This window comes from Blastococcus aurantiacus (genome assembly GCF_900102425.1).
Classification (GTDB): Bacteria; Actinomycetota; Actinomycetes; order Mycobacteriales; family Geodermatophilaceae; genus Blastococcus; species Blastococcus aurantiacus.
On record NZ_FNBT01000001.1, the window covers coordinates 183,755 to 201,709 of the forward strand.

Consider the following 17,955-nt stretch of genomic DNA (forward strand, 5'->3'; position numbering starts at 1 on the left):
CTGCGCGGGTGCCGGAGAAGATCAGCGGGCTGCTGGAGCCGGTGGCTTGGCCGGTAGCGCCTTGATCTGCTCGACGAAGCTCTCGAAGTCCGAGCCACCCGCGGTCAGGGCCCGGCGGCTCGTGACCAGGGCCTTGGGCCAGTTCACGCTGACGGCACCGATGAGCCGGCCGTCGTCGTCGGAGTAGAGGACGGCCGCACGCGCCGGGTCGGCCGCCAGGTCGCCGACGACCTCGTACCGACCACCGCGCGAGGCGTGCCCGACGATCTGCAGCTTCCAGTCGTACTGGTCGCTCCAGACGTACTCGAGCGGGCTGTAGGGCTTCAGGCCGTCGGCATGCACGATGTTGTGCGCGACCGCGGCCGCCTGCTCGACGGCGTTCGTCCAGTGCTCCAGGCGCACCTCGGTCGGGTAGCGCGGGTCCTGCCAGCGGGCGACGTCGCCGACCGCCCACACCCGGTCGGAGTCCACCGCGCGGCAGTACCGGTCGCAGACGACGCCGTTCTCGACCAGGAGCCCCGAGTCGGCGAGCCAGGCGTCGTTCGGCACGGCGCCGATGCCGACGAGGACGGTCGCGGCCGGCAGGACCGACCCGTCGGTGAGGCGCACGGTCAGGTTGCCGGCGGTCCCGTCGATGCCCTCGACGCCGACGCCGAAGCGGGTGTCCACGCCGTGCCGGCGGTGCAGCTCCTCCAGCGGGCGGCCGACCTCGGGGCCGACGAGCCGGGCGAGCGGCGTGCGCAGCGGGTCGACCACGGTCACGGCGTGCCCGAGCGTGCTGATGGTCGCGGCCGCCTCGGCGCCCACGACGCCGCCGCCGACCACCACGACCGCGCCCCCGGCGGCCAGGTCGGCGCGCAGCCCGTCGACGTCGGCCAGCGTGCGGATGACGTGCACGCCGGAGTCCGCCGGCCACGGCGAGGGCCGGGCCGCGGCACCCGTGGCGATCACGACGGAGTCGAAGTCCAGCGCCGTCCCGTCGGCCAGCAGCACCTGCTGCGCCGCGACATCGAGCCGGACGGCGGCGACGCCGAGCCGCAGCTCGATCTCCGCGCTCGCGGCCGCCTCAGGGGTGATCAGCGCGAGCCGGTCGAGCTCCCACTCCCCCGCCAGGTACTGCTTGGACAGCGGCGGCTTGTCGTAGGGCGCGTGCGGCTCCTCGCCGACGAGCACGATGCGGCCGGCGAAGCCCTCGCGGCGCAGGGCCTGCGCGGTGCGCACCCCGCCGGTGGACGAGCCGACGACGACGACGGTCTCCGTGGTCACGGGTGGAACCCACTCTCTGGTGCAGGCTGGCGCTGGACGTGCCGGAGCCCCGGTGGCCGTGGGATCACGGCCACCGGGGCTCCGAGTACATCAGCCGAGGTTGATCGGCAGCATCCGGGGACCGCGGATCTGACCGGTCGACCAGCGCATGGGCGCGCCTTCGGCCAGCGAGAACTCCGGGATCCGGTCGAGCCAGACGTCGAGGGCGACGCGCAGCTCCATGCGGGCCAGGTGCGAGCCCGCGCAGCGGTGGATGCCCAGGCCGAACGCGGCGTGCCGGTTGACCTCGCGGTCGATGACGACCTCGTCGGCCCGCTCGAACTTCTCCGGGTCGCGGTTGGCGGCCGGGAAGGGCAGGAGGACCCAGTCCTCCTTCTTCATCTCGACGCCACCGAGCTCGACGTCCTCCTTGACCAGGCGGGCCATGGTCACGGGGGCGTAGGCGCGGAGGAACTCCTCCACGGCGGTCGCCCGCAAGGCGGGCTCCTCGACGAGGCGCTTCCGGTCCTCGGGGTTCTTCGCCAGGTGCCACAGCGAGGCGCCGATCGCGCTCCACGTGGTGTCGATGCCGGCGATGAGCAGCAGCGCCATCGTGCCCACCACGTGGTTCGGCGCCAGCTTCTGGCCGTACAGCTCGGCGTTGATGAGGTAGGTCGTCAGGTCGTCGCGCGGGTTGTCGATGTGGTCGCGCACCTGCTCGAGGAGGTAGGAGAAGAGCACCTCGGTGGAGGCCTCGCGCTCCTCGGGTGACCGGTTGACCCCTTCGAGGGCGTTCTCCACGAAGACCTTGAACTTCGGGGTGTCCTCGGTCGGGAAGCCGAGCATGTCCGCGATCACCCGGATCGGGATGTGCATCGCGTACTCGGTGGCCGCGTCGACCAGGTCGCGGCCCTCGAAGGCGTTGATCAGCGAGTGGCAGAACTCCCGGGTGGTGATCTCCTGCTTCGCGACGTTCGCCTTGGTGAAGGCCGGCAGCAGCAGCTTGCGGGCGTCGTGGTGGAACGGCGGGTCGGACGAGATCGGGGGGACTCCGCCGACGGGGGCGAGGTCCAGCGGGGGCCGGTAGTTGCCCACGATGACGGCACGCGAGGTGAAGTGCTCGGTGTCGTAGGCGATCGCCTGGACGTCCTCGTACCGCGTCGGCAGCCAGGCGCCACCGAAGCGCTCGGTGTGCGCGACCGGGCAGCGGCCACGCAGGTCGTCCCAGATCTCGTGGGCGTTCTCCGCGTACTGCTCGTCCATGTGCGAGAAGTCGGTGGCCCAGTCGGAGACCGGACCGTCCATCACCTCGAACCGGGTGAGCTCGGCGGGATCGGCCTTCTGGAACGGCGAGTCGGTGAACCTGTCATCGACGGTCATTCAGTGCCTCCTCATGGACGAGAACAGCGGACTCGGGGCAGTTGGCTGCAGCGAGACGGATATCGCCCTCGCGGCCCTCGGGCACGTTGCCGTCGGCCGTGAGCGCGGTGAGCGTGGCGTAGCCCTCGTCGTCCTCGCCGAAGAGGTCGGGGGCGAGGTCGTAGCAGCGGCCGTGCCCCTGGCACAGCTGCGAGTCGATCTGCACCTTCATGTGCGGGTTCCTATCTGTTCCTCGGTACGGGCGATGCTCGTCACGACCCGGGACAGCAGCGCTGTCCATTCCTCGTCGCCGACGTCGTGCAGATCAGGGGTGAGCAGCGTGCTGCCGATGGCCAGCGCCGTCGCCAGGTGCGCGATGGCGCGGGCGGAGACGGTGGCGTCGATCTCGCCGTGCAGCTGCGCCTGCTCGACCAGGTCGGTCATCCACTCGGCGCGCTCGCGGACGTAGCCGGTCATCGACGCGGCGACCTCCGGGTCGCGCCGCACGGCGATGAGCGCCTCGATGACCAGGTAGCGGTCGGCGTCCGGCCGCTCGCGCAGGCCCACGCCGGTGCGCATGAGCATGTCGACGATCGAGCGCTGGGGGTCGGCGGCGACCATGTCCTCGAGGGGCCGGCGGCCGTGGGTGCGCAGGGCACCGACGAGGAGCTCGGCCTTCGAGGTGAAATAGGCGTACAGGGCGCTGTTGCTCAGCCCCGCCTCCGTCGCGATGTCGGCGACGCGCGTGCCGTCGTAGCCGCGGCGGGCGAACACGTCGGCGGCAGCACGCAGCAGCCGCTGCCGTGTCTGTGCGCCGGTTGCGCCTGCGATGCGTCCCACGCCACGAATTGAATAGTGATTCACTTAACAGGTCAAGAGGGGCTGGCCAGGAGGAGTCGGGTTTTCGTGCAGGCTGACGGCATGCAGGCACCGGATGGGCAGGGGCGGGTGCTGGGTGGGGACGTAGCGGACGTCGTACGCGACGGCTGGGCCGGCGTGATGCTGGTCTCGCCGACCGGGGACGACGAGTTCCGCGCCGGGCCACGCCGCCGGTTGCCCGAGCGCTCGTTCGGCGGCGCGGTCGTCGCGCAGTCGCTGCTGGCCGCCGGGGCGACGGTCGACCCCGAGCGGGCCCCGCACTCCCTGCACGCCTACTTCCTCCGCGCCGGCGAGGCGTCGTCCCCGATCGACTTCCGCGTCTCCCGGGTGCGCGACGGCGGGTCGTACAGCACCCGGCGGGTCACCGCCGAGCAGTCCGGCCGGGCGATCCTCGAGCTGACCGCCTCCTTCCAGGTGGCCGAGCCGGGCTTCACCCACCAGGTCCCTCGGCTGGAGGCACCCGAGCCGGAGTCGCTGCCCACCGCGCAGGAGGCCGCCGCCGACATCGAGAGCCCGCTGCGCGGGTGGTTCGAGCAGCTGACCCGGCGGCACCCCTTCGACATCCGCTTCGACGGCGAGCTCCCCCGCGTCGCTGCCTCCCGGGGCGAGACGGCGCCGCCGCACCAGCGGTTCTGGATGCGCTCGCTGGAGCCGCTGCCGGACCAGCCGCTGGTGCACGCGGCCGCCCTGGCCTACGCCTCGGACATGCTCATGCTGTCCACGTCGCTGGCACCGCACGCGCGCGCTGTGGGCGCCCCCGACGTGGCCGCGGCCAGCTTGGACCACGCCGTCTGGCTGCACTCCCCCGTGCGCGCGGACGAGTGGCTGTGCTTCGAGCAGGAGAGCACCTGGGCCGCCGGTGGCCGCTGCCACTGCTCGGGGCGGCTCTTCGACCGCGCCGGCCGGCTGGTCATGACCGTCGCGCAGGAGGGCATGGTGCGCCCGCTCGGCCCTCGCTGACGGCGGCGACGACCCCCGGTCTCAGTCCTGTCGGCTCAGCCGCTGCCCGGCCCGGCGAGCGCCGAAGGAACACGCCACCGCCCCGAGGCAGACCACCAGCAACGTGATCGCCGTCCACCGGTAGCCGGTGACCAAGTCGGCCACCCCGGCGTCCGACACGTCCGAGATGGTTCCGGCGAAGACGTAGCGGCGGAGCTCGAACGGCAACGGCGTGGTCAGCACGGTCAGGATCACCGCGGTGCCCAGCACCGCGCCGGTGTTCTGCAGCATCAGCCGCATGCCGTTGGCGATGCCGAGGCGCTCGGAGGGCATCGTGGCCAGCAGCACCTGGGTGTTGGACGGCATGAACAACCCGGACCCGGCACCCACGAGGATCAGCGCAGCCATCACCGCGGCGTCGTTCACCTCGGCGCCCGTGAACAGGAGCAGCACACCGAGACCGGCCGCCGTCGCCACGTTGCCGAGCACGGTGAGGGTGTGCGCCGCGATCCACCGCTGGAAGAAGCCGGACGCCGCGGAGAAGACCAGCGCCGACACGGCGAGTGGGAGCACCTTCCACCCCGCCGACAGCGCGTCCTCCCCGCCCACCGCCTGGAGGTACAGCGAGACCAGCAGGACGACGCCGAAGTTGCTGATGGCGTTGAGGAACGAGGCGCTCAGCCCCCAGGAGAAGCTGCGGTCCTCGAACAGGCGGGTGTCCATCAGCGGGTCCCGCACCCGGCCCTCGACCAGGAGGAAGACCGGCAGGATGACGGCGAACGCGATGAGCCCGCCCACGACCAGCGGGTGCGACCAGCCCAGCGCGGTGACCTGCGAGAGCGCGACGAGCCCGCAACCCAGGCCCAGGAAGGCGAGGAGGTTGCCCGGGACGTCCAGCGCCATCCGCTCACCGGAGCGGGGCACCGGCGGCAGCGCCATGATGCCCCAGATCAGGCAGCCGATGCCGACCGGCACGTTGGACCAGAACAGCCACTGCACGCCGACGTGCTCGGCGAGGAAGCCGCCGAGGGTCGGCCCGACGAGCTGGGCGACGGAGAACGAGGCCAGGTAGATGCCCATGCCCTGCCCGAGGCGGTGCCTCGGGAAGGCGCCGGTGACCAGGGCCGCGCTGTTGGTCAGCAGCATCGCCGCACCCGCGGCCTGCAGCACCCGGCAGGCGACCAGCCACCACGCGTCCGGCGCGAACCCGGCCAGCAGGTTGCCCACGGTGAAGACCGCGAGGCCGGTGAGGTACATCGACCGGCGGCCGAAGAGGTCGGCCAGCCGGCCGAAGGACACCATGAGCAGCGTCTGGGTGAGCATGAACGACAGCAGGATCCAGCTCGACGCCGTCGCCGAGGCGTCGTACTCGCGCGCCACCGCGGGCAGCGCCACGTTCAGGGCGCTGTTCGACAGGCCGGAGAACATGCTGGCCAGGCCGACGACGGACAGCACCCGCCAGGCCTCGCGCATGACCGCCGGGTCGTCGTCGGTGCGCGCCGGCTCCGGGTGCGGCACCGGCGGGAACGCCGGTTCGGGGCTGTCCGTCGCCCCCGAGGTGCCGACGACCGGTTGCTCGAGCCCGTCCGGCCGCGAGGCGGTCGACCAGGACATGCACCCTCCCCCACTGTCCGAGCAATCCTAGAACAAGGCTCTAGAGCTGAGGACGGCGGTGGGGCATGCTGGCCCGGCGGCGCAGTGCAGCGCCCCGAGTCGAGGAGAGGCGTACACCCCATGCCACTGGACCCGTCGGCCATCGGTCGCGAAGGACCCGTCCACGAGCGGAGCTGGACGTCGAAGGACGCACTGCTCTACGCCGTCGGGGTCGGCGCCGGGCTGGGCGACCCCAGCCAGGAGCTGAGCTTCACCACCGAGAACAGCCACGGCGTGGAGCAGCAGGTGCTGCCCACGTTCGGCGTCCTCCTGGCCCAGGCCCGGGGCGTGAGCATCGGCGAGTTCAACCCCGCGATGCTCGTGCACGCCGAGCAGGAGATCCGGCTGCACCGGGTCCTGCCGGTCGAGGGCACGCTGCGCGCGCAGGCCCGCGTCGAGTCGATGGAGGGCAAGCGCAGCGGCGCCCTGGTCACGTCGTCGTCGACGGCGACCGACGCCGACGGCACGCCGCTGATCACCACGCGGAGCTCGATCTTCATCCGGGGCGAGCAGGTGGAGTCCGGCGCACCGGCCACGGCCGACGACTGGGCGCAGCCCGACCGCGAGCCTGACTGGGAGGTCACGCTGGCCACCCGGCCGGAGCAGGCGCTGCTCTACCGCCTCAACGGTGACCGGAACCCGCTGCACTCCGACCCGGCGTTCGCGGCTCGGGCCGGGTTCGAGCGGCCGATCCTGCACGGGCTGTGCACCTACGGCATCACCGGCCGGGCGCTGCTGCAGTCGGCGATGGGCGGTGACCCGGGGCAGTTCCGCGCGATGTCCGGGCGGTTCAGCTCCCCGGTCCTGCCCGGTGACGAGCTCACCGTGCGCATCTGGCGCCACGAGGGCGGGGCCGACGGCGCCGTGCTGTTCCAGACCCTCCGCGGCGATGGCACGGTCGTCATCGACCGCGGCCGGGCTGAGGTCGGCGCCCCCGAGTGACCCTCGGTCAGGCGCCGGCGATCGCCGTGCCGGCGCCTGGCTGCGGCACCTCGTCGGTCCACGAGGAGTCGCCCTCCGCACCGGCCGGCGGGTCGGTCGCGTCGGCCTCCTCGGCCAGGACGCCGAGCCGCTCGATCATCGCGACCGCTGCGTCGACGATCGCTTCCGCCTCGCGGCGCGTGCGGCTGGCCATGACCTCGCGGCCGGCCTCCCCGATGACCGTCGTCAGCACCGAGACCGTGACCCGGCCGATGGCGTCGTCCGGCGCGCGGAGCAGCAGGGAGTTCTGCCTCAGCCACTCGTGACCGCGGGTGCGCCGCATGAGCTCGAAGCCGGGCGGGCCGTCCTTGTCGACGAACAGGCTGCCCAGGCTGCGGCCCTCCCACGAGCCGCGGAGGAAGCCGCGGGCGCCGGCGACGAACAGGGCGAGGGGGCGCTTCTCCCCCGCCCGGACGGCGGCCGTGACCGCCTCGGCCGCGCGCTTCTCCTGGCTGCCCTGCCAGTCCTCCCAGAGGGCCAGGAACAGCTCGCTCTTGCCCCCGAAGTGGTGGTACAGGCTCCCGACGCTGGACCCGGCGCGCTCGACGACGTCGGCGACGCTGGACTCCGCGAAGCCGCGTTCGGCGAACACCTCGCGGGCGGCGTCGAGCAGCACCCGGCGGGTCTCGCCGGTGCGGCTCCACTTCCACGCACTGCGTCCCGGGACGGGACCGGCGTCGCGCGGCATCGGGCCTCCCCTCGGCGACCTAGAACGTAGTTCTAGAACAGCCTAGGGCACGGAGGTGCCCGACGACTCCCATCGGGCCGAGAGCTGCGCCACCGAGGCCGACGCCGGCCGCCGCCCGGGGAAGGCGGCGGCCGGCTCCCGGATCAGCGGGGCGACTTCCCCAGCACGAGGGTCGCGCCGGCCATGAACATGCCGCCGTTCCCCATGACGACGCTGCGCTCGACGCCCTCGACCTGCGCGGCCGCCTCGCCACGCACCTGGCGCACGGCCTCCTGGATGGCGAACATGCCGTACATACCGGTGTGCGTGTAGGACATGCCACCGCCGTTGGTGTTCATCGGCAGCTTCCCGCCCGGCGAGGTGTTGCCCTCGGCCACGAACGCGCCGGCCTCACCGCGGCCGACGAAGCCGGCGTCCTCGAGCCCGTAGATCGGCACGTGGGCGAAGGCGTCGTAGATCATCAGGTGGTCGACGTCGGAGTGGGTGATGCCGGCCTCGGCGAACGCCGCCGCGCTCGAGCGCTTGAAGGCGCCGAACGAGGTGAGGTCGGGCATCTGGCTGACCATCGGGGAGTCCGCGGCCTCGCCGGCACCGAGCAGGTGCACGAGCGGCTTGTCGTAGCCGCGGGCCTCCGCCTTCTCCCGCGTGGTGACCACGAGCGAGCCACCGCCGTCGGTGACCAGGCAGCACATGAGCAGGGTGAACGGCCAGGCGATCATCTTCGAGTTCAGGACGTCGTCGACGGTGACGAGGTCCTGCATGAGGGCGCGCGGGTTCTTGTTCGCCCAGCGGCGCTGGGCGACCGCGACCTCCGCCAGCTGCTCGAGCGTCGTGCCGGTGTCCTTCATGTACCGCAGGGCGGTGAGCGTGAAGGCCGTCGGCGGGCCGAAGACGCCGTAGGGCGCCTCGAACTGGCCGTTCAGCGACTGCGGGCTGCGGCCCCAGCCGGGGGCGTCCACCCGCGAGCGGCCCGACTCACCGTGCGTGATGAGCACGGTCCCGGCCAGGCCGGCGCGGATGGCAGCGGCGGCGTGCCGGACGTGGAAGAGGAACGACGTCCCGCCCACACCGGTGCCGTCGAGCCACGTCGCCTCGACGCCGAGGGCATGGGCGATGCTCACCGGCCCGGGCGTCTGGACCGTGGCGATGCCGTCGATGTCGGCGGGCGTCATGCCGGCGTCGGCGAGCGCGTTGCGCGCACCCTCGAGGTGCAGGCTCAGCGTCGAGAGGTGAGGCAGCTTGCCCAGCTGGTCGGTCTCGGCAGCGCCGATGATGACGATGTCGTCCTTGGCGCTCATGCGGCACTCCCGGCGGGTGCGAACAGCGGCAGGTGGACGTCGCCGCGCGGCTCGAAGACCACGCGGAGCGGCATGTCCAGCGGCAGCTGCTCGGGGTCGGCCTCGACCTGCACGAGGTTGGTCATCATGCGGACGCCCTCGGGGAGCTCCACGATCGCGATGACGTAGGGCACCTCCTCGGCGAACCCGGGCCCGGCCCGGTGGCTGATGACGTAGGAGTGCAGCGTGGCGGTGCCGTCGCTGACCACCCACTCGAGGTCGGTCGAGTAGCAGTGCGGGCACGCGGGCCGCGGGTAGAAGACGTGCTTCCCGCAGGACGTGCACCGCTGGATGCGCAGCTCACCGGCCGCGCAGCCCTCCCAGAAGGGAAGGGTCTCCGGGGTGGGTACGGGGGCGGGCTTGGTGGGTGGCGGCACCGGCGTGGATCTCCTCAGCTCGGAACGGGGTCGGGATCGGTCTGGACGTGGGCGAGCACGGCCTCCACCGAGATCCGCGCGGCGTCGCGCAGGTCGGGGTGCAGGTCTGGATAGAGGTGGTCCACCAGGTCCTCGGGGTCCTGGATCCCGTCGGCCATCGCGTCCACGACCTGGCCCACCCGGCGGAGTCGCGCCTTCCGCCGGCGCTCGATCTGGGCCAGCGGGTCGGGCAGGGCCGGTCCGTGGCCCGGGAGGATGACCGAGCCCGGGGCGGCGAGCGCCTCGCTGAGCCGGTCCAGGCTGTCGAAGAACTGGCCCAGCCGACCGGGCTTCACGATCGGCGAACCGCCGCCGAGGACCGTGTCCCCCGTCAGCACGCTGCCCTCGGCGGGCAGCAGGAAGCAGACCGAGTCCCCGGTGTGGCCCGGCGTGTAGAGGACGCGGACGGTCAGGGCACCGACCTGGATCTCGTCGTCGTCCTGCAGCGGCTCGCCGGTCAGCCGGGGGTGGGCCGCGCGCACGGCCGCGCCGGTGACCCGGGCCAGCCGGCGGGCCAGCTCGGCATGGTCGTGGTGGGCGTGCGTGACGAGGACCGCGACGATCCGGCGCTCCCCCGCGGCGGCCAGGATCGCGGCCAGGTGCTGGTCGTCGTCGGGGCCGGGATCGACCACGGCGCAGACGTCACTGCCCGGTTCGGCCAGCACCCAGGTGTTGGTGCCCTCGAACGTCCATGCGTTGGCGTTCGGCGCCAGCACCAGGGTGGCGCGCTCGGTCGCGGGCGACGGGACGCCAGGGCGCGGGGGCGCGGTGTCCCGGGTCCACACGTCGAGCGCCTCCTAGATCGTGGTTCTAGAATCCGCCTCGCACCCTAGACCATGCGTTCGGCCGCCTCGGGGCACCGCCCGGAGGCCCCGCTCGGGGTGCTCGGCGGTCGCCTCCGCCGCGATCCGGTGCCCGGCTCAGCCGCTCCGGCGGAGAGCACGAGCAGCCCGGCGGCGGCGTAGAAGGCCGCCGCCGCACTCCCTCCCCCGGCGACGGCCCCCAGCAGGACGGCTCCGAGCGCCTGACCGACGGTCAGCCCGATGAAGAGCACGCCGGCCGCGGCCGGGGCCGCCGCCGGGTCCCGGTCCGCCCCCCAGGCGAGCAGCACCCCGCTCAGGGCCACGAAGGCGGCGCCGAAGCATGCCAGCGCCACTGCGGCCAGCACCGTGCTGTCGGGTCCGGCGGCGAGCAGGGCCGTTCCCGCGCCGGCGACGGCGACCGAGCAGGTCCAGGCCGCCCGCAGCCCGGCGCGCGCGACCAGGACACCGCTGCCGCCGCCGAGCAGACCGGCGGCGCCGAGGACGCACCACAGCAGGCCGGTGACCCGGTCGGGCAGGCCGCCCTGGTCGGCCATGAGGTCCCGCCCGAACGTCCACACCCCGGCGCACCCGGCGCCCGCCAGCACGGCGGCGACCAGCGGCCGCCCCAGGCGGCGCAGCGGCCGGGCACCGGTGGACCCCCGGGAGGCCGGCGCCGCCGATCCCCACCGTGCGGTGCGGTCCGCCCACCAGGTGACGAGCACGCCCACGACGGCGAAGCCGACCCACGACCAGCGCCAGCTCCCGGGCAGGGTGAGCACCAGCAGGCCCCCCGCGACGACGCCCGCGCCGGTGCCGCTGTTGACGACGCCCTGTGCCCGGGTCTCCGCCGCCGGGGGGACGGTCGCGGCGACGGCGGCGACCAGGGCCGGGGTGGCCGCTCCCGCGCCACTGCCCGCGACCAGGGCCCCGCCGGCCAGGACGGGCGCGGACCAGGCGACGGCGACCAGCAGGCACCCCAGCGCCGCGCTCCCGCCCGCGAGCCACAGCGTGGCGCGCGCGTGCCCGCCGCCCACCAGTCGGCCGGCCAGCAGCGCGGCGGCGCAGTACCCCGCGTAGCCGCCCGCCGCGACGGCGCCCGCGGTGCCCGCGGACAGGCCGAACGCCGTCCGGAACTCGGGTAGGTAGAGCCCGTAGCCGTACCGCGCCAGGCCGTAGGTGACGGCGATGACGGCGAGGCCGGCAGCGACGACCTGGGGCCCGGTAGCTCGTTGTAACGATCGTTTCGGCATAACGGTCGTTACAGTAGGCGCATGACCCCCGTGCCGGCATCCCGGCCCGCGAGAGAACGGCTCCTCGACGCGGCCGGCGGGCTGTTCTACGAGTCCGGCATCGCCGCGACGGGCGTGGACGCGATCCTGGCCCGCGCCGGGGTCTCCCCCGCCACGATGTACGCGCACTTCGCCGGGAAGGACGGCCTGGTGGCCGCCTACCTCCAGCAGCGTCACGAGGCGTGGCAGCGGACCTGGGACGAGGTCCTCGCCGAGCGGGACGACCCGGTCGAGCGCCTGCTCTCGGTGTTCGACGCGGTGACACGGTTCCGGGAGCGCGGCGGCAACCGGCGCGGGTGCGGCTTCCTCGCCGCGGCCACCGAACTCCCGCCGGGCCACCCGGGGCGGCCCTGGCTGGACGCCGACTCCCAGCTGCTCACCGGCCGGCTGCGCGACCTCGCCGTGACGGCCGGAGCCGGCGACCCGGACGACCTCGCCGCCACCCTGCTGCTGCTGTACGACGGCGCACTGAGCCGGTACGCCCGTGGCGCCACGACGCCCGGGCTCCCCGGCGGCGATCCGCTGGCGCGGGCCCGCCGGCTCGCCCGGGAGCAGGTGCTCGCCGCCCTCGGACAGAGCTGAGCTCAGACCAGCCGGTCCACCGCTTCCCGTGCGATCTCCGGCGGCACGACGTGCGGTCCGGCGAACTCGCGATAGGTCACGTCGTACCCGTCGTCGCGCAGCGCGGGCACGATCCGCCGGCTGGTGCGGTCGATCGGCAGCACGTCGTCGGCGTCCCCGTGGGAGACGAAGATGCGCGGCCTTCCCCGGCGCGGCGCCCCCGGCGGGACGAAGCCCGGGGAGAAGGCGAGGACGTCGCGGAACAGGCCCCCGTTGGCCAGCCCCAGTCCGAGCGCGTACGAGGCTCCGTCGGAGAAGCCGGCGACGGCCACGCGGTCCGGCGGCACCGCGAAGGCGGCGAAGACGAGCTCCAGTGCGCGGTCGACGAGTTCGGCGTCGGCCCCGTAGCTGCCGCCCACCGCGTCCCAGGTCGACCCGCGGGACGCGGGCGCCACCACCAGCAGGCCCCGCTCCTCGGCCAGCGGGCGCAGCAGCGCCAGCCCGGCTCCGGCGTCGCCGCCGGCCCCGTGCAGGCTCAGCACCAGCGGCGGGGATCCGCCCGCAGGCAGGGTCGACGGAACGTGCAGGAGCACGTCGCGCTCCGCCGCGAGACCGAGCGGGTGGGTGCCGGGCGCGAGAAGGGGGCCCGGGGACGGGGAGGCCGCCCCCGGACGCGCGGTCAGCACTCCGACGTCACCGGACCCTCCCCCGTCCCGGACGGGGCCGCGCCGTGTGCTGCAGGCGGCGAGCAGCCCGGCACCCGCGACGAGCAGGCCCCGGCGGGTCAGCACGGAGTCCTCCTTCTCGCGACGACGGGCGGGACCGGTCCGCGGCGCCGGTCACGGCGCCTTGGGGATGAGCACCCACAGCACGATGTAGGCGAGCTCCCCGACGCCGAAGAGGCCGAACAGCACGAACGCCAGCCGCATCACGCCGCGGGAGAGCCCGAAGCGGTCGGCCAGTGCCGCGCAGACGCCCGCGAGGACCTTGCCGGACCGGGGCCGCACGAGAGTCGATGCCATGCGGGGGCGGTTACCCCGGCAGCCGGGGTGCCGACACCCGCTGGGCACCGGCCTCTCCCGCTCGACTATCGGCCCTGGGCATGGCGCGCAGCGCGGCCGGGCACAGGGCTCGTGTGCGTGAGATGAACCCGAAGGATCCCAGCACCCTGTACAGCGAGGGTCCGGTCGCCGACGAGCCCCCGGACGACGACGTGCCGGAGACCTCCCCGGTGCCGGACTCGGGCGGCGTCGGCCCCGGGCCCGACGACCTGGACTGACCCCCCGCCCTCCGCGGGCACGACTCGGCTGCCCGGCGGCTAGGCGGCCGTGCGGCGGGCCCGGACCGCGTCGGCGAGCTCGGCGAGCATCACCTCGGTCGTGGCGAGGTCGACGCACGCATCGGTGACGCTGCACCCGTAGGTCAGCCGGTCGGGGTGCTGCTGGTCGAGGTCCTGCCGACCCTCGACCAGGTTGCTCTCCACCATCACGCCCCGGATCGCACGCTCGCCGCCGGCGATCTGCCCTGCCAGGTCGCGGACGACGTCGATCTGGCGCCGGTGGTCCTTCTGGCTGTTGCCGTGCGAGGCGTCGACCACGACCACCTCGGGCAGGCCACGGGCGGCGAGCTTCTCCCTGGTCGCGGCGATGTGTGCCGCGGAGTAGTTGGGCCCGGCCTTGTCCCCGCGGAGGATGACGTGGCCGGTGTCGTTGCCCGTCGTCGACAGCTGGGCGCTCACGCCGTGGGCGTCGACGCCGAGGAACTCGTGCGGGGCGCGCGCGGCCACGACCGCCTGGATCGCGGCGTCGATGCTGCCCTCGGGCGAGTTCTTGAAGCCGACGACCGAGGAGAAGCCGGAGACCCGCTCGCGCGCGGTCTGGTCGGTGACGTTGCGGGCGCCGACGCCGTTGTAGGTGACCAGTCCGTTGACGTACTGCGGGGTGAGTGCGTTGAGGGGTTCGGCGGCGACCGGCACCCCGAGTCCGGTGATGCCGCCCATGAGCATGCGGGTGGCCACCAGCCCCACGCTGATCCGGCTGGAACCGTCGAGGAAGGGGTCGTAGGCGAAGCCCTTCCAGTCCACCTCGGTCCGCGGCTTCTCGGTGTAGGTGCGCATCAGGATCTCGAGGTCGGCGCCGTGCCGCTCGCGCATGCGGGCGAGGAAACCCGCGTACTCCAGCGCCGCCGCGGGGTCGTGGATCGAGCACGGACCGGCAATGACGGTGAGCCGGTCGTCGGTACCCGCGAGGACGCCGGTCACCGCGCGGCGTGCGGCGCGGGTCGTGTCGACCGATGCCGCGGACAGGGGGACGACGGACGCCACGGCCGCCGGGGTGACGACGACGCTGAGGCCGGTGATCCTCGCGTTGACCAGGTCCCCAAGGTCGACCGGCGCGGCGTCCGCGGCGCCAAGCTCCTGCACGACGGCGGGGAGCAGCTCGGTCAGGGCTGCGTCGATCCGCGCGTTCACCCGGGTCTGGACGTCGACGAGCAGGTCGGCGATCCGCGTGGCCTCGGCCAGGACCTGGTCGCCCGGAACGGCGTGCTCCTCCGTCGTCACGGTTCCTCCAGCGCCTCGATGAACCGCCCGGAAGCGGCGGTCCGACCCACACAGCATCGTCCAGTCCCCCTCCGTTGCCGACGGCGGACCGCGTCAGCAGTCGCCGGGCTCCTCGCAGGCCCCCGGATCGCCGGCCATCGTCACCGCGGTGATCGCGCGGGCCGCCTCTCCCAGCGCGGCGAGCTGTTCGGGCGTCAGGACGTCGACCACCAGCCGGCGGGCCTCCCGGACGTGACCGGGGGCGGCGGCCTCCACCTTGGCCATCCCGGCGTCGGTGAGGCGTGCCTCGACCCGGCGCCCCTTGTCGTTGCAGGCTCGCCGCTCCACCCAGCCGGCACGCTCCAGCCGGGTGATCGCGTGCGACAGCCGCGACAGGGACCCCTGCGCCTGCCAGGCGAGGTCGCTGAGCACCAGCGCACGGCCGGGCGCCATCGAGAGCCGGGCGAGCAGGTGGTACTCGAAGTTGTTCAGGCCGGCGTCGCGCGCTTGAGCTGCGCGTCCATCGCCGTCGGCAGCGTCATCACCAGGCGCACCAGAGCCGCCCAGTCCTGCTGCTGGTCCTCCGACAGCCATGGGACGGGGCTGGGACCACTGCACCGACTACCTGCGGCGGGTCCTCGTCGACGTCTGGGGGGCCGACCTGACCCTGGTCGAGCGCGAGTTCACGCTGGTCGGCGTCAACCCGGCCCTCGACGAGTTCACCGAGCTCGCCGAGCTGCTTCGCAAGAACGCCGAGGAGGCCGGGGAGTCGCTGGCCGCGCGTATCGCCGCCTGACCCAGCCGCCCCGGAAACGCGGACGACCGCCCGGACCGACTCCTCGAGGAGCCCGGCCCGAGCGGTCGTCCGGCTGCGTGGATCAGCCCTGCTGCGGCTCCAGCTCGCCCCGCAGCTCGCGCTTCAGGAACTTGCCCGCGGGGTTGCGCGGCAGCGGCGAGGTGCGGATGTCGATGACCGTCGGGATCTTGAACGACGCCAGCCGCTCCCCGAGGAAGCCGACCAGCTCGTCCTGGGTCAGCGAGGCGCCGTCGTTGAGCACGATGACCGTGGCGACCTCCTCGCCCAGCCGCTCGTGCGGCACACCGAGCACGGCGGCCTCCATGACGGAGGGGTGCTCGTAGATCGCCGCCTCGACCTCGGCGCAGTACACGTTCTCGCCGCCGCGCAGGACCATGTCCTTGAGCCGGTCGTCGACGTACACGAGCCCTTCGTCGTCGAGGTGCCCGATGTCGCCGGTACGCAGCCAGCCGTCGACGATGGTCTCGGCGGTGGCGTCGGGCCGGTTCCAGTAGCCGCGGATGAGGTTGACCCCGCGGAACCAGATCTCGCCGCGCTCGCCGACAGGCAGCACCTCGAAGGTGGAGGGGTCGCGGATCTCGGCCTGCATGGGCAGCGGCACGCGGCCGGCTGCCATCGGCTTGTCCAGCGCGTCCTGCCCGGCGAGGCTGGGGCCGAGCGCGTTGGTCTCGGTCATGCCGTACGAGAAGCCGGGGCTCGCGGCCTTGAACGAGTTGTCGATGTTGGCGATGAGCGCCGGCGGCGTGGGGGCACCGCCACCGCCCACCGACAGCAGGCTCGACGTGTCGTACTCGGCGAAGCGGGGGTGCTGGAGCATGTCGATGCTCTGCGTCGGCACCCCGACGAAGGCGCTGAGCTTCTCGCTCTGGATCAGCTCGAGGGCCGCCTCGGGGTCCCACTTGTACATGATCGCGAGCTTCCGGCCGGCGACCAGCGAGCCGAGCATGACGGCCACGCAGCCGGTGACGTGGAACAGCGGCACGGCGAGGATCGCGCCACCGGGCGGGGCGTCGGGGTCCTCCGGGGGCGTGACCAGCGCGGCGACCATGCCGCGGGCCAGGAAGCCCATGACGGTGTTCACCAGCGCGCGTTGCGTCGAGACCGCGCCCTTGGGGCGGCCCGTCGTGCCCGAGGTGTAGAGGATGGTCGCGTCGTCCTCCGACTCCACCGCCACGTCGGGCAGCGGCGTTCCGGGGACGACGACGTCCTCCCAGCGGTCGGCGCCCTCGATCGGGGCGGAGGACCGGACGACGACGATCCGTGCGCCCAGCCGCGCGGCGGAGGCGGCGGCGAGCTTCGCCCGCTGCTCGTCGGCGACGATCACGGTGGCGCCGGAGTCCTCGAGGGCGAAGTCCAGCTCGTCCTCGGTCCACCACGCGTTCATCGAGACGCTGATCGCGCCGATGGAGAGGATCGCGATGAAGGCCTCGACCCACTCCGGGAAGTTGCGCATGGCGATGGCGACGCGGTCGCCCTTCTGCACGCCGTAGCGCTCGACGAGGGCGGCGGCGAACGCGTCGGCCTCGGCGAAGGTCTCGGCGAACGTCCGCCGCTCGTCGCCGAAGACGAGGTACGGCGCGTCGCCGTGAGCGCGGCAGAGGGCGAAGATCTCGCGCATGCTCGGCGGGGCGTTCTTGAAGATGTCGTAGGTCACGCCATCAGGCCGGGTCCACGGCACGAGCTCGAACATCTGCCCGGGGCTGGTGACTTGTGCCACGGCCTCCTGATGACTCAACGACACGGGACGACGCCTCCTAGACGGGTTCTACGACGAGCACCCGGGGAGTGACCCCGGCTACACCTCGGACACTTTCATGGTCGAAGCATTCTGGGCAACAGTCGTCCCGGACTGCGAACGGGCGTGGCGCGCAGACTCGGTGGTCCCGGGAGGGAGCGCACGGTCAACATGTGCCGAAGCGGACCGGTCCGTCTCGTCCCGTCTGTCCCTCGCGGACTCCTGCGGCACCCCCTTACTGTCGGTAGCAGCACGGGCGCACAACGTCGCCGATGCGCTGCCTCCGCCACCGCGGACCACACCGAGGAGTACGACGTGTCCCTTCCCCAGCGTTCCGCCGCCCCCGCTCTCGCCCGGCCGGCCGGCTACGGCCAGCGCCCCGTCCACCGCTCCGCCGTCCCCGGTGCACGCCCGGCGGTCCAGCACCCCATGGCCGCCCGCCCCCTCGGCATGCGCCCCGAGGCCCACGCCCCGATGGCCCCGGTCGCACAGCGCCCGGCCCCGCGTCCCGCGGTCTCCTTCCTGACCGTCACCGAGGTGGCGGCGATCATGCGGGTGTCCAAGATGACCGTCTACCGCCTGGTCCACGGCGGCGAGCTCTCCGCCGTCCGCGTCGGCCGCTCCTTCCGGGTTCCGGAGCCCGCCGTCCGCGAGTACCTCGCCGGCGCCCGCACCGACGTCGCCTGACACCTGCGCCGTCCGCACGGGACGGCA

Annotated in this window: 21 protein-coding genes; 6 read left to right on the forward strand and 15 right to left on the reverse strand. The window is 73.5% G+C overall.

Annotated elements, in window-relative coordinates:
• Positions 1-21: 21 nt before the first annotated feature.
• From BLS70_RS00855 to BLS70_RS00870, 4 genes are all read right to left on the reverse strand, one after another.
• Entirely contained in the window at positions 22-1,266 is a 1,245-nt protein-coding gene (locus BLS70_RS00855) for an NAD(P)/FAD-dependent oxidoreductase (protein ID WP_091763637.1), read from the reverse strand.
• A 90-nt stretch (positions 1,267-1,356) separates the two neighbouring features.
• The gene (locus tag BLS70_RS00860; protein WP_091763638.1) at positions 1,357-2,625 is read right to left on the reverse strand and encodes a cytochrome P450; all 1,269 of its coding nucleotides are present in this window, start codon (positions 2,623-2,625) and stop codon (positions 1,357-1,359) included.
• Entirely contained in the window at positions 2,612-2,836 is a 225-nt protein-coding gene (locus BLS70_RS00865) for a ferredoxin (protein ID WP_091763639.1), read from the reverse strand. The genes BLS70_RS00860 and BLS70_RS00865 overlap by 14 nt, the downstream gene beginning before the upstream one ends.
• Positions 2,833-3,444, reverse strand: coding sequence for a TetR family transcriptional regulator (locus tag BLS70_RS00870; RefSeq protein ID WP_255362142.1), 612 nt, complete (start codon positions 3,442-3,444; stop codon positions 2,833-2,835). Before BLS70_RS00870 ends, BLS70_RS00865 begins: the two co-directional genes overlap by 4 nt.
• Before the next feature lie 81 nt (positions 3,445-3,525).
• Between BLS70_RS00870 and BLS70_RS00875 the strand changes: the two genes are divergently transcribed.
• Positions 3,526-4,443 (forward strand): acyl-CoA thioesterase, encoded by a 918-nt coding sequence (locus tag BLS70_RS00875; protein ID WP_091763640.1) that lies wholly within the window; start codon positions 3,526-3,528, stop codon positions 4,441-4,443.
• Positions 4,444-4,464: 21 nt separating this feature from the next.
• On the opposite strand, the gene BLS70_RS00880 is transcribed toward BLS70_RS00875, so the two are convergent.
• Complete coding sequence (locus BLS70_RS00880; protein ID WP_091763641.1) at positions 4,465-6,036, reverse strand: MFS transporter; 1,572 nt, start codon at positions 6,034-6,036, stop codon at positions 4,465-4,467.
• A 120-nt stretch (positions 6,037-6,156) separates the two neighbouring features.
• Between BLS70_RS00880 and BLS70_RS00885 the strand changes: the two genes are divergently transcribed.
• Positions 6,157-7,017, forward strand: a complete 861-nt coding sequence (locus BLS70_RS00885) for a MaoC family dehydratase (protein WP_091763642.1) — start codon at positions 6,157-6,159, stop codon at positions 7,015-7,017.
• Between the two features lie 7 nt (positions 7,018-7,024).
• Here the strand turns inward: BLS70_RS00885 and BLS70_RS00890 are convergent, their stop codons facing one another.
• The 5 genes from BLS70_RS00890 to BLS70_RS00910 form a co-directional block, all read right to left on the reverse strand.
• Complete coding sequence (locus tag BLS70_RS00890; RefSeq protein ID WP_091763643.1) at positions 7,025-7,744, reverse strand: TetR/AcrR family transcriptional regulator; 720 nt, start codon at positions 7,742-7,744, stop codon at positions 7,025-7,027.
• A gap of 143 nt (positions 7,745-7,887) precedes the next feature.
• The gene (locus tag BLS70_RS00895; protein ID WP_091763644.1) at positions 7,888-9,042 is read right to left on the reverse strand and encodes a thiolase C-terminal domain-containing protein; all 1,155 of its coding nucleotides are present in this window, start codon (positions 9,040-9,042) and stop codon (positions 7,888-7,890) included.
• The gene (locus BLS70_RS00900; protein ID WP_091763645.1) at positions 9,039-9,458 is read right to left on the reverse strand and encodes a Zn-ribbon domain-containing OB-fold protein; all 420 of its coding nucleotides are present in this window, start codon (positions 9,456-9,458) and stop codon (positions 9,039-9,041) included. The genes BLS70_RS00895 and BLS70_RS00900 overlap by 4 nt, the downstream gene beginning before the upstream one ends.
• 14 nt (positions 9,459-9,472) lie before the next feature.
• Complete coding sequence (locus tag BLS70_RS00905) at positions 9,473-10,282, reverse strand: MBL fold metallo-hydrolase (protein ID WP_091763646.1); 810 nt, start codon at positions 10,280-10,282, stop codon at positions 9,473-9,475.
• A 44-nt stretch (positions 10,283-10,326) separates the two neighbouring features.
• Entirely contained in the window at positions 10,327-11,550 is a 1,224-nt protein-coding gene (locus BLS70_RS00910; RefSeq protein ID WP_091763647.1) for an MFS transporter, read from the reverse strand.
• 21 nt (positions 11,551-11,571) lie between these two features.
• On the opposite strand from BLS70_RS00910, the gene BLS70_RS00915 reads away from it, so the two are divergent.
• Entirely contained in the window at positions 11,572-12,171 is a 600-nt protein-coding gene (locus BLS70_RS00915) for a TetR/AcrR family transcriptional regulator (protein ID WP_091763648.1), read from the forward strand.
• Between the two features lie 2 nt (positions 12,172-12,173).
• Here BLS70_RS00915 and BLS70_RS00920 read toward each other — a convergent pair whose 3' ends face one another.
• Both BLS70_RS00920 and BLS70_RS00925 read right to left on the reverse strand, forming a co-directional pair.
• Positions 12,174-12,941: an alpha/beta hydrolase gene (locus tag BLS70_RS00920; protein ID WP_218122217.1), complete on the reverse strand. Its 768-nt coding sequence runs from the start codon at positions 12,939-12,941 to the stop codon at positions 12,174-12,176.
• Between the two features lie 48 nt (positions 12,942-12,989).
• Positions 12,990-13,172 (reverse strand): PspC domain-containing protein, encoded by a 183-nt coding sequence (locus BLS70_RS00925; RefSeq protein WP_091763649.1) that lies wholly within the window; start codon positions 13,170-13,172, stop codon positions 12,990-12,992.
• 122 nt (positions 13,173-13,294) lie between these two features.
• Here BLS70_RS00925 and BLS70_RS21130 point away from each other — a divergent pair, with 122 nt between their 5' ends.
• Positions 13,295-13,429 (forward strand): hypothetical protein, encoded by a 135-nt coding sequence (locus BLS70_RS21130; protein ID WP_255362143.1) that lies wholly within the window; start codon positions 13,295-13,297, stop codon positions 13,427-13,429.
• Positions 13,430-13,468: 39 nt separating this feature from the next.
• Here the strand turns inward: BLS70_RS21130 and BLS70_RS00930 are convergent, their stop codons facing one another.
• Positions 13,469-14,710 (reverse strand): 3-deoxy-7-phosphoheptulonate synthase, encoded by a 1,242-nt coding sequence (locus BLS70_RS00930; protein ID WP_255362144.1) that lies wholly within the window; start codon positions 14,708-14,710, stop codon positions 13,469-13,471.
• Between the two features lie 93 nt (positions 14,711-14,803).
• Entirely contained in the window at positions 14,804-15,283 is a 480-nt protein-coding gene (locus tag BLS70_RS00935) for a MarR family winged helix-turn-helix transcriptional regulator (protein ID WP_218122218.1), read from the reverse strand.
• Here BLS70_RS00935 and BLS70_RS00940 point away from each other — a divergent pair.
• Positions 15,282-15,485: a hypothetical protein gene (locus tag BLS70_RS00940; protein ID WP_176946219.1), complete on the forward strand. Its 204-nt coding sequence runs from the start codon at positions 15,282-15,284 to the stop codon at positions 15,483-15,485. The two genes, BLS70_RS00935 and BLS70_RS00940, sit on opposite strands and share 2 nt — an antisense overlap.
• 82 nt (positions 15,486-15,567) lie before the next feature.
• Here the strand turns inward: BLS70_RS00940 and BLS70_RS00945 are convergent, their stop codons facing one another.
• Positions 15,568-17,223 (reverse strand): class I adenylate-forming enzyme family protein, encoded by a 1,656-nt coding sequence (locus BLS70_RS00945; RefSeq protein ID WP_218122219.1) that lies wholly within the window; start codon positions 17,221-17,223, stop codon positions 15,568-15,570.
• Between the two features lie 333 nt (positions 17,224-17,556).
• Here BLS70_RS00945 and BLS70_RS21685 point away from each other — a divergent pair, with 333 nt between their 5' ends.
• Complete coding sequence (locus BLS70_RS21685; protein WP_255362145.1) at positions 17,557-17,928, forward strand: helix-turn-helix domain-containing protein; 372 nt, start codon at positions 17,557-17,559, stop codon at positions 17,926-17,928.
• Positions 17,929-17,955 lie beyond the last annotated feature (27 nt).

Bases quoted from the DNA above. Each gene is read 5' to 3' on its own strand.
- BLS70_RS00925 (WP_091763649.1), bottom strand. From the start codon at position 13,172: ATGGCATCGACTCTCGTGCGGCCCCGGTCCGGCAAGGTCCTCGCGGGC.
- BLS70_RS00880 (WP_091763641.1), bottom strand. From the start codon at position 6,036: ATGTCCTGGTCGACCGCCTCGCGGCCGGACGGGCTCGAGCAACCGGTC.
- BLS70_RS00885 (WP_091763642.1), top strand. From the start codon at position 6,157: ATGCCACTGGACCCGTCGGCCATCGGTCGCGAAGGACCCGTCCACGAG.
- BLS70_RS00895 (WP_091763644.1), bottom strand. From the start codon at position 9,042: ATGAGCGCCAAGGACGACATCGTCATCATCGGCGCTGCCGAGACCGAC.
- BLS70_RS00935 (WP_218122218.1), bottom strand. From the start codon at position 15,283: ATGGCTGTCGGAGGACCAGCAGCAGGACTGGGCGGCTCTGGTGCGCCT.
- BLS70_RS00860 (WP_091763638.1), bottom strand. From the start codon at position 2,625: ATGACCGTCGATGACAGGTTCACCGACTCGCCGTTCCAGAAGGCCGAT.
- BLS70_RS00890 (WP_091763643.1), bottom strand. From the start codon at position 7,744: ATGCCGCGCGACGCCGGTCCCGTCCCGGGACGCAGTGCGTGGAAGTGG.
- BLS70_RS00865 (WP_091763639.1), bottom strand. From the start codon at position 2,836: ATGAAGGTGCAGATCGACTCGCAGCTGTGCCAGGGGCACGGCCGCTGC.
- BLS70_RS21130 (WP_255362143.1), top strand. From the start codon at position 13,295: ATGAACCCGAAGGATCCCAGCACCCTGTACAGCGAGGGTCCGGTCGCC.
- BLS70_RS00910 (WP_091763647.1), bottom strand. From the start codon at position 11,550: ATGCCGAAACGATCGTTACAACGAGCTACCGGGCCCCAGGTCGTCGCT.
- BLS70_RS00940 (WP_176946219.1), top strand. From the start codon at position 15,282: ATGGGACGGGGCTGGGACCACTGCACCGACTACCTGCGGCGGGTCCTC.
- BLS70_RS00915 (WP_091763648.1), top strand. From the start codon at position 11,572: ATGACCCCCGTGCCGGCATCCCGGCCCGCGAGAGAACGGCTCCTCGAC.
- BLS70_RS00875 (WP_091763640.1), top strand. From the start codon at position 3,526: ATGCAGGCACCGGATGGGCAGGGGCGGGTGCTGGGTGGGGACGTAGCG.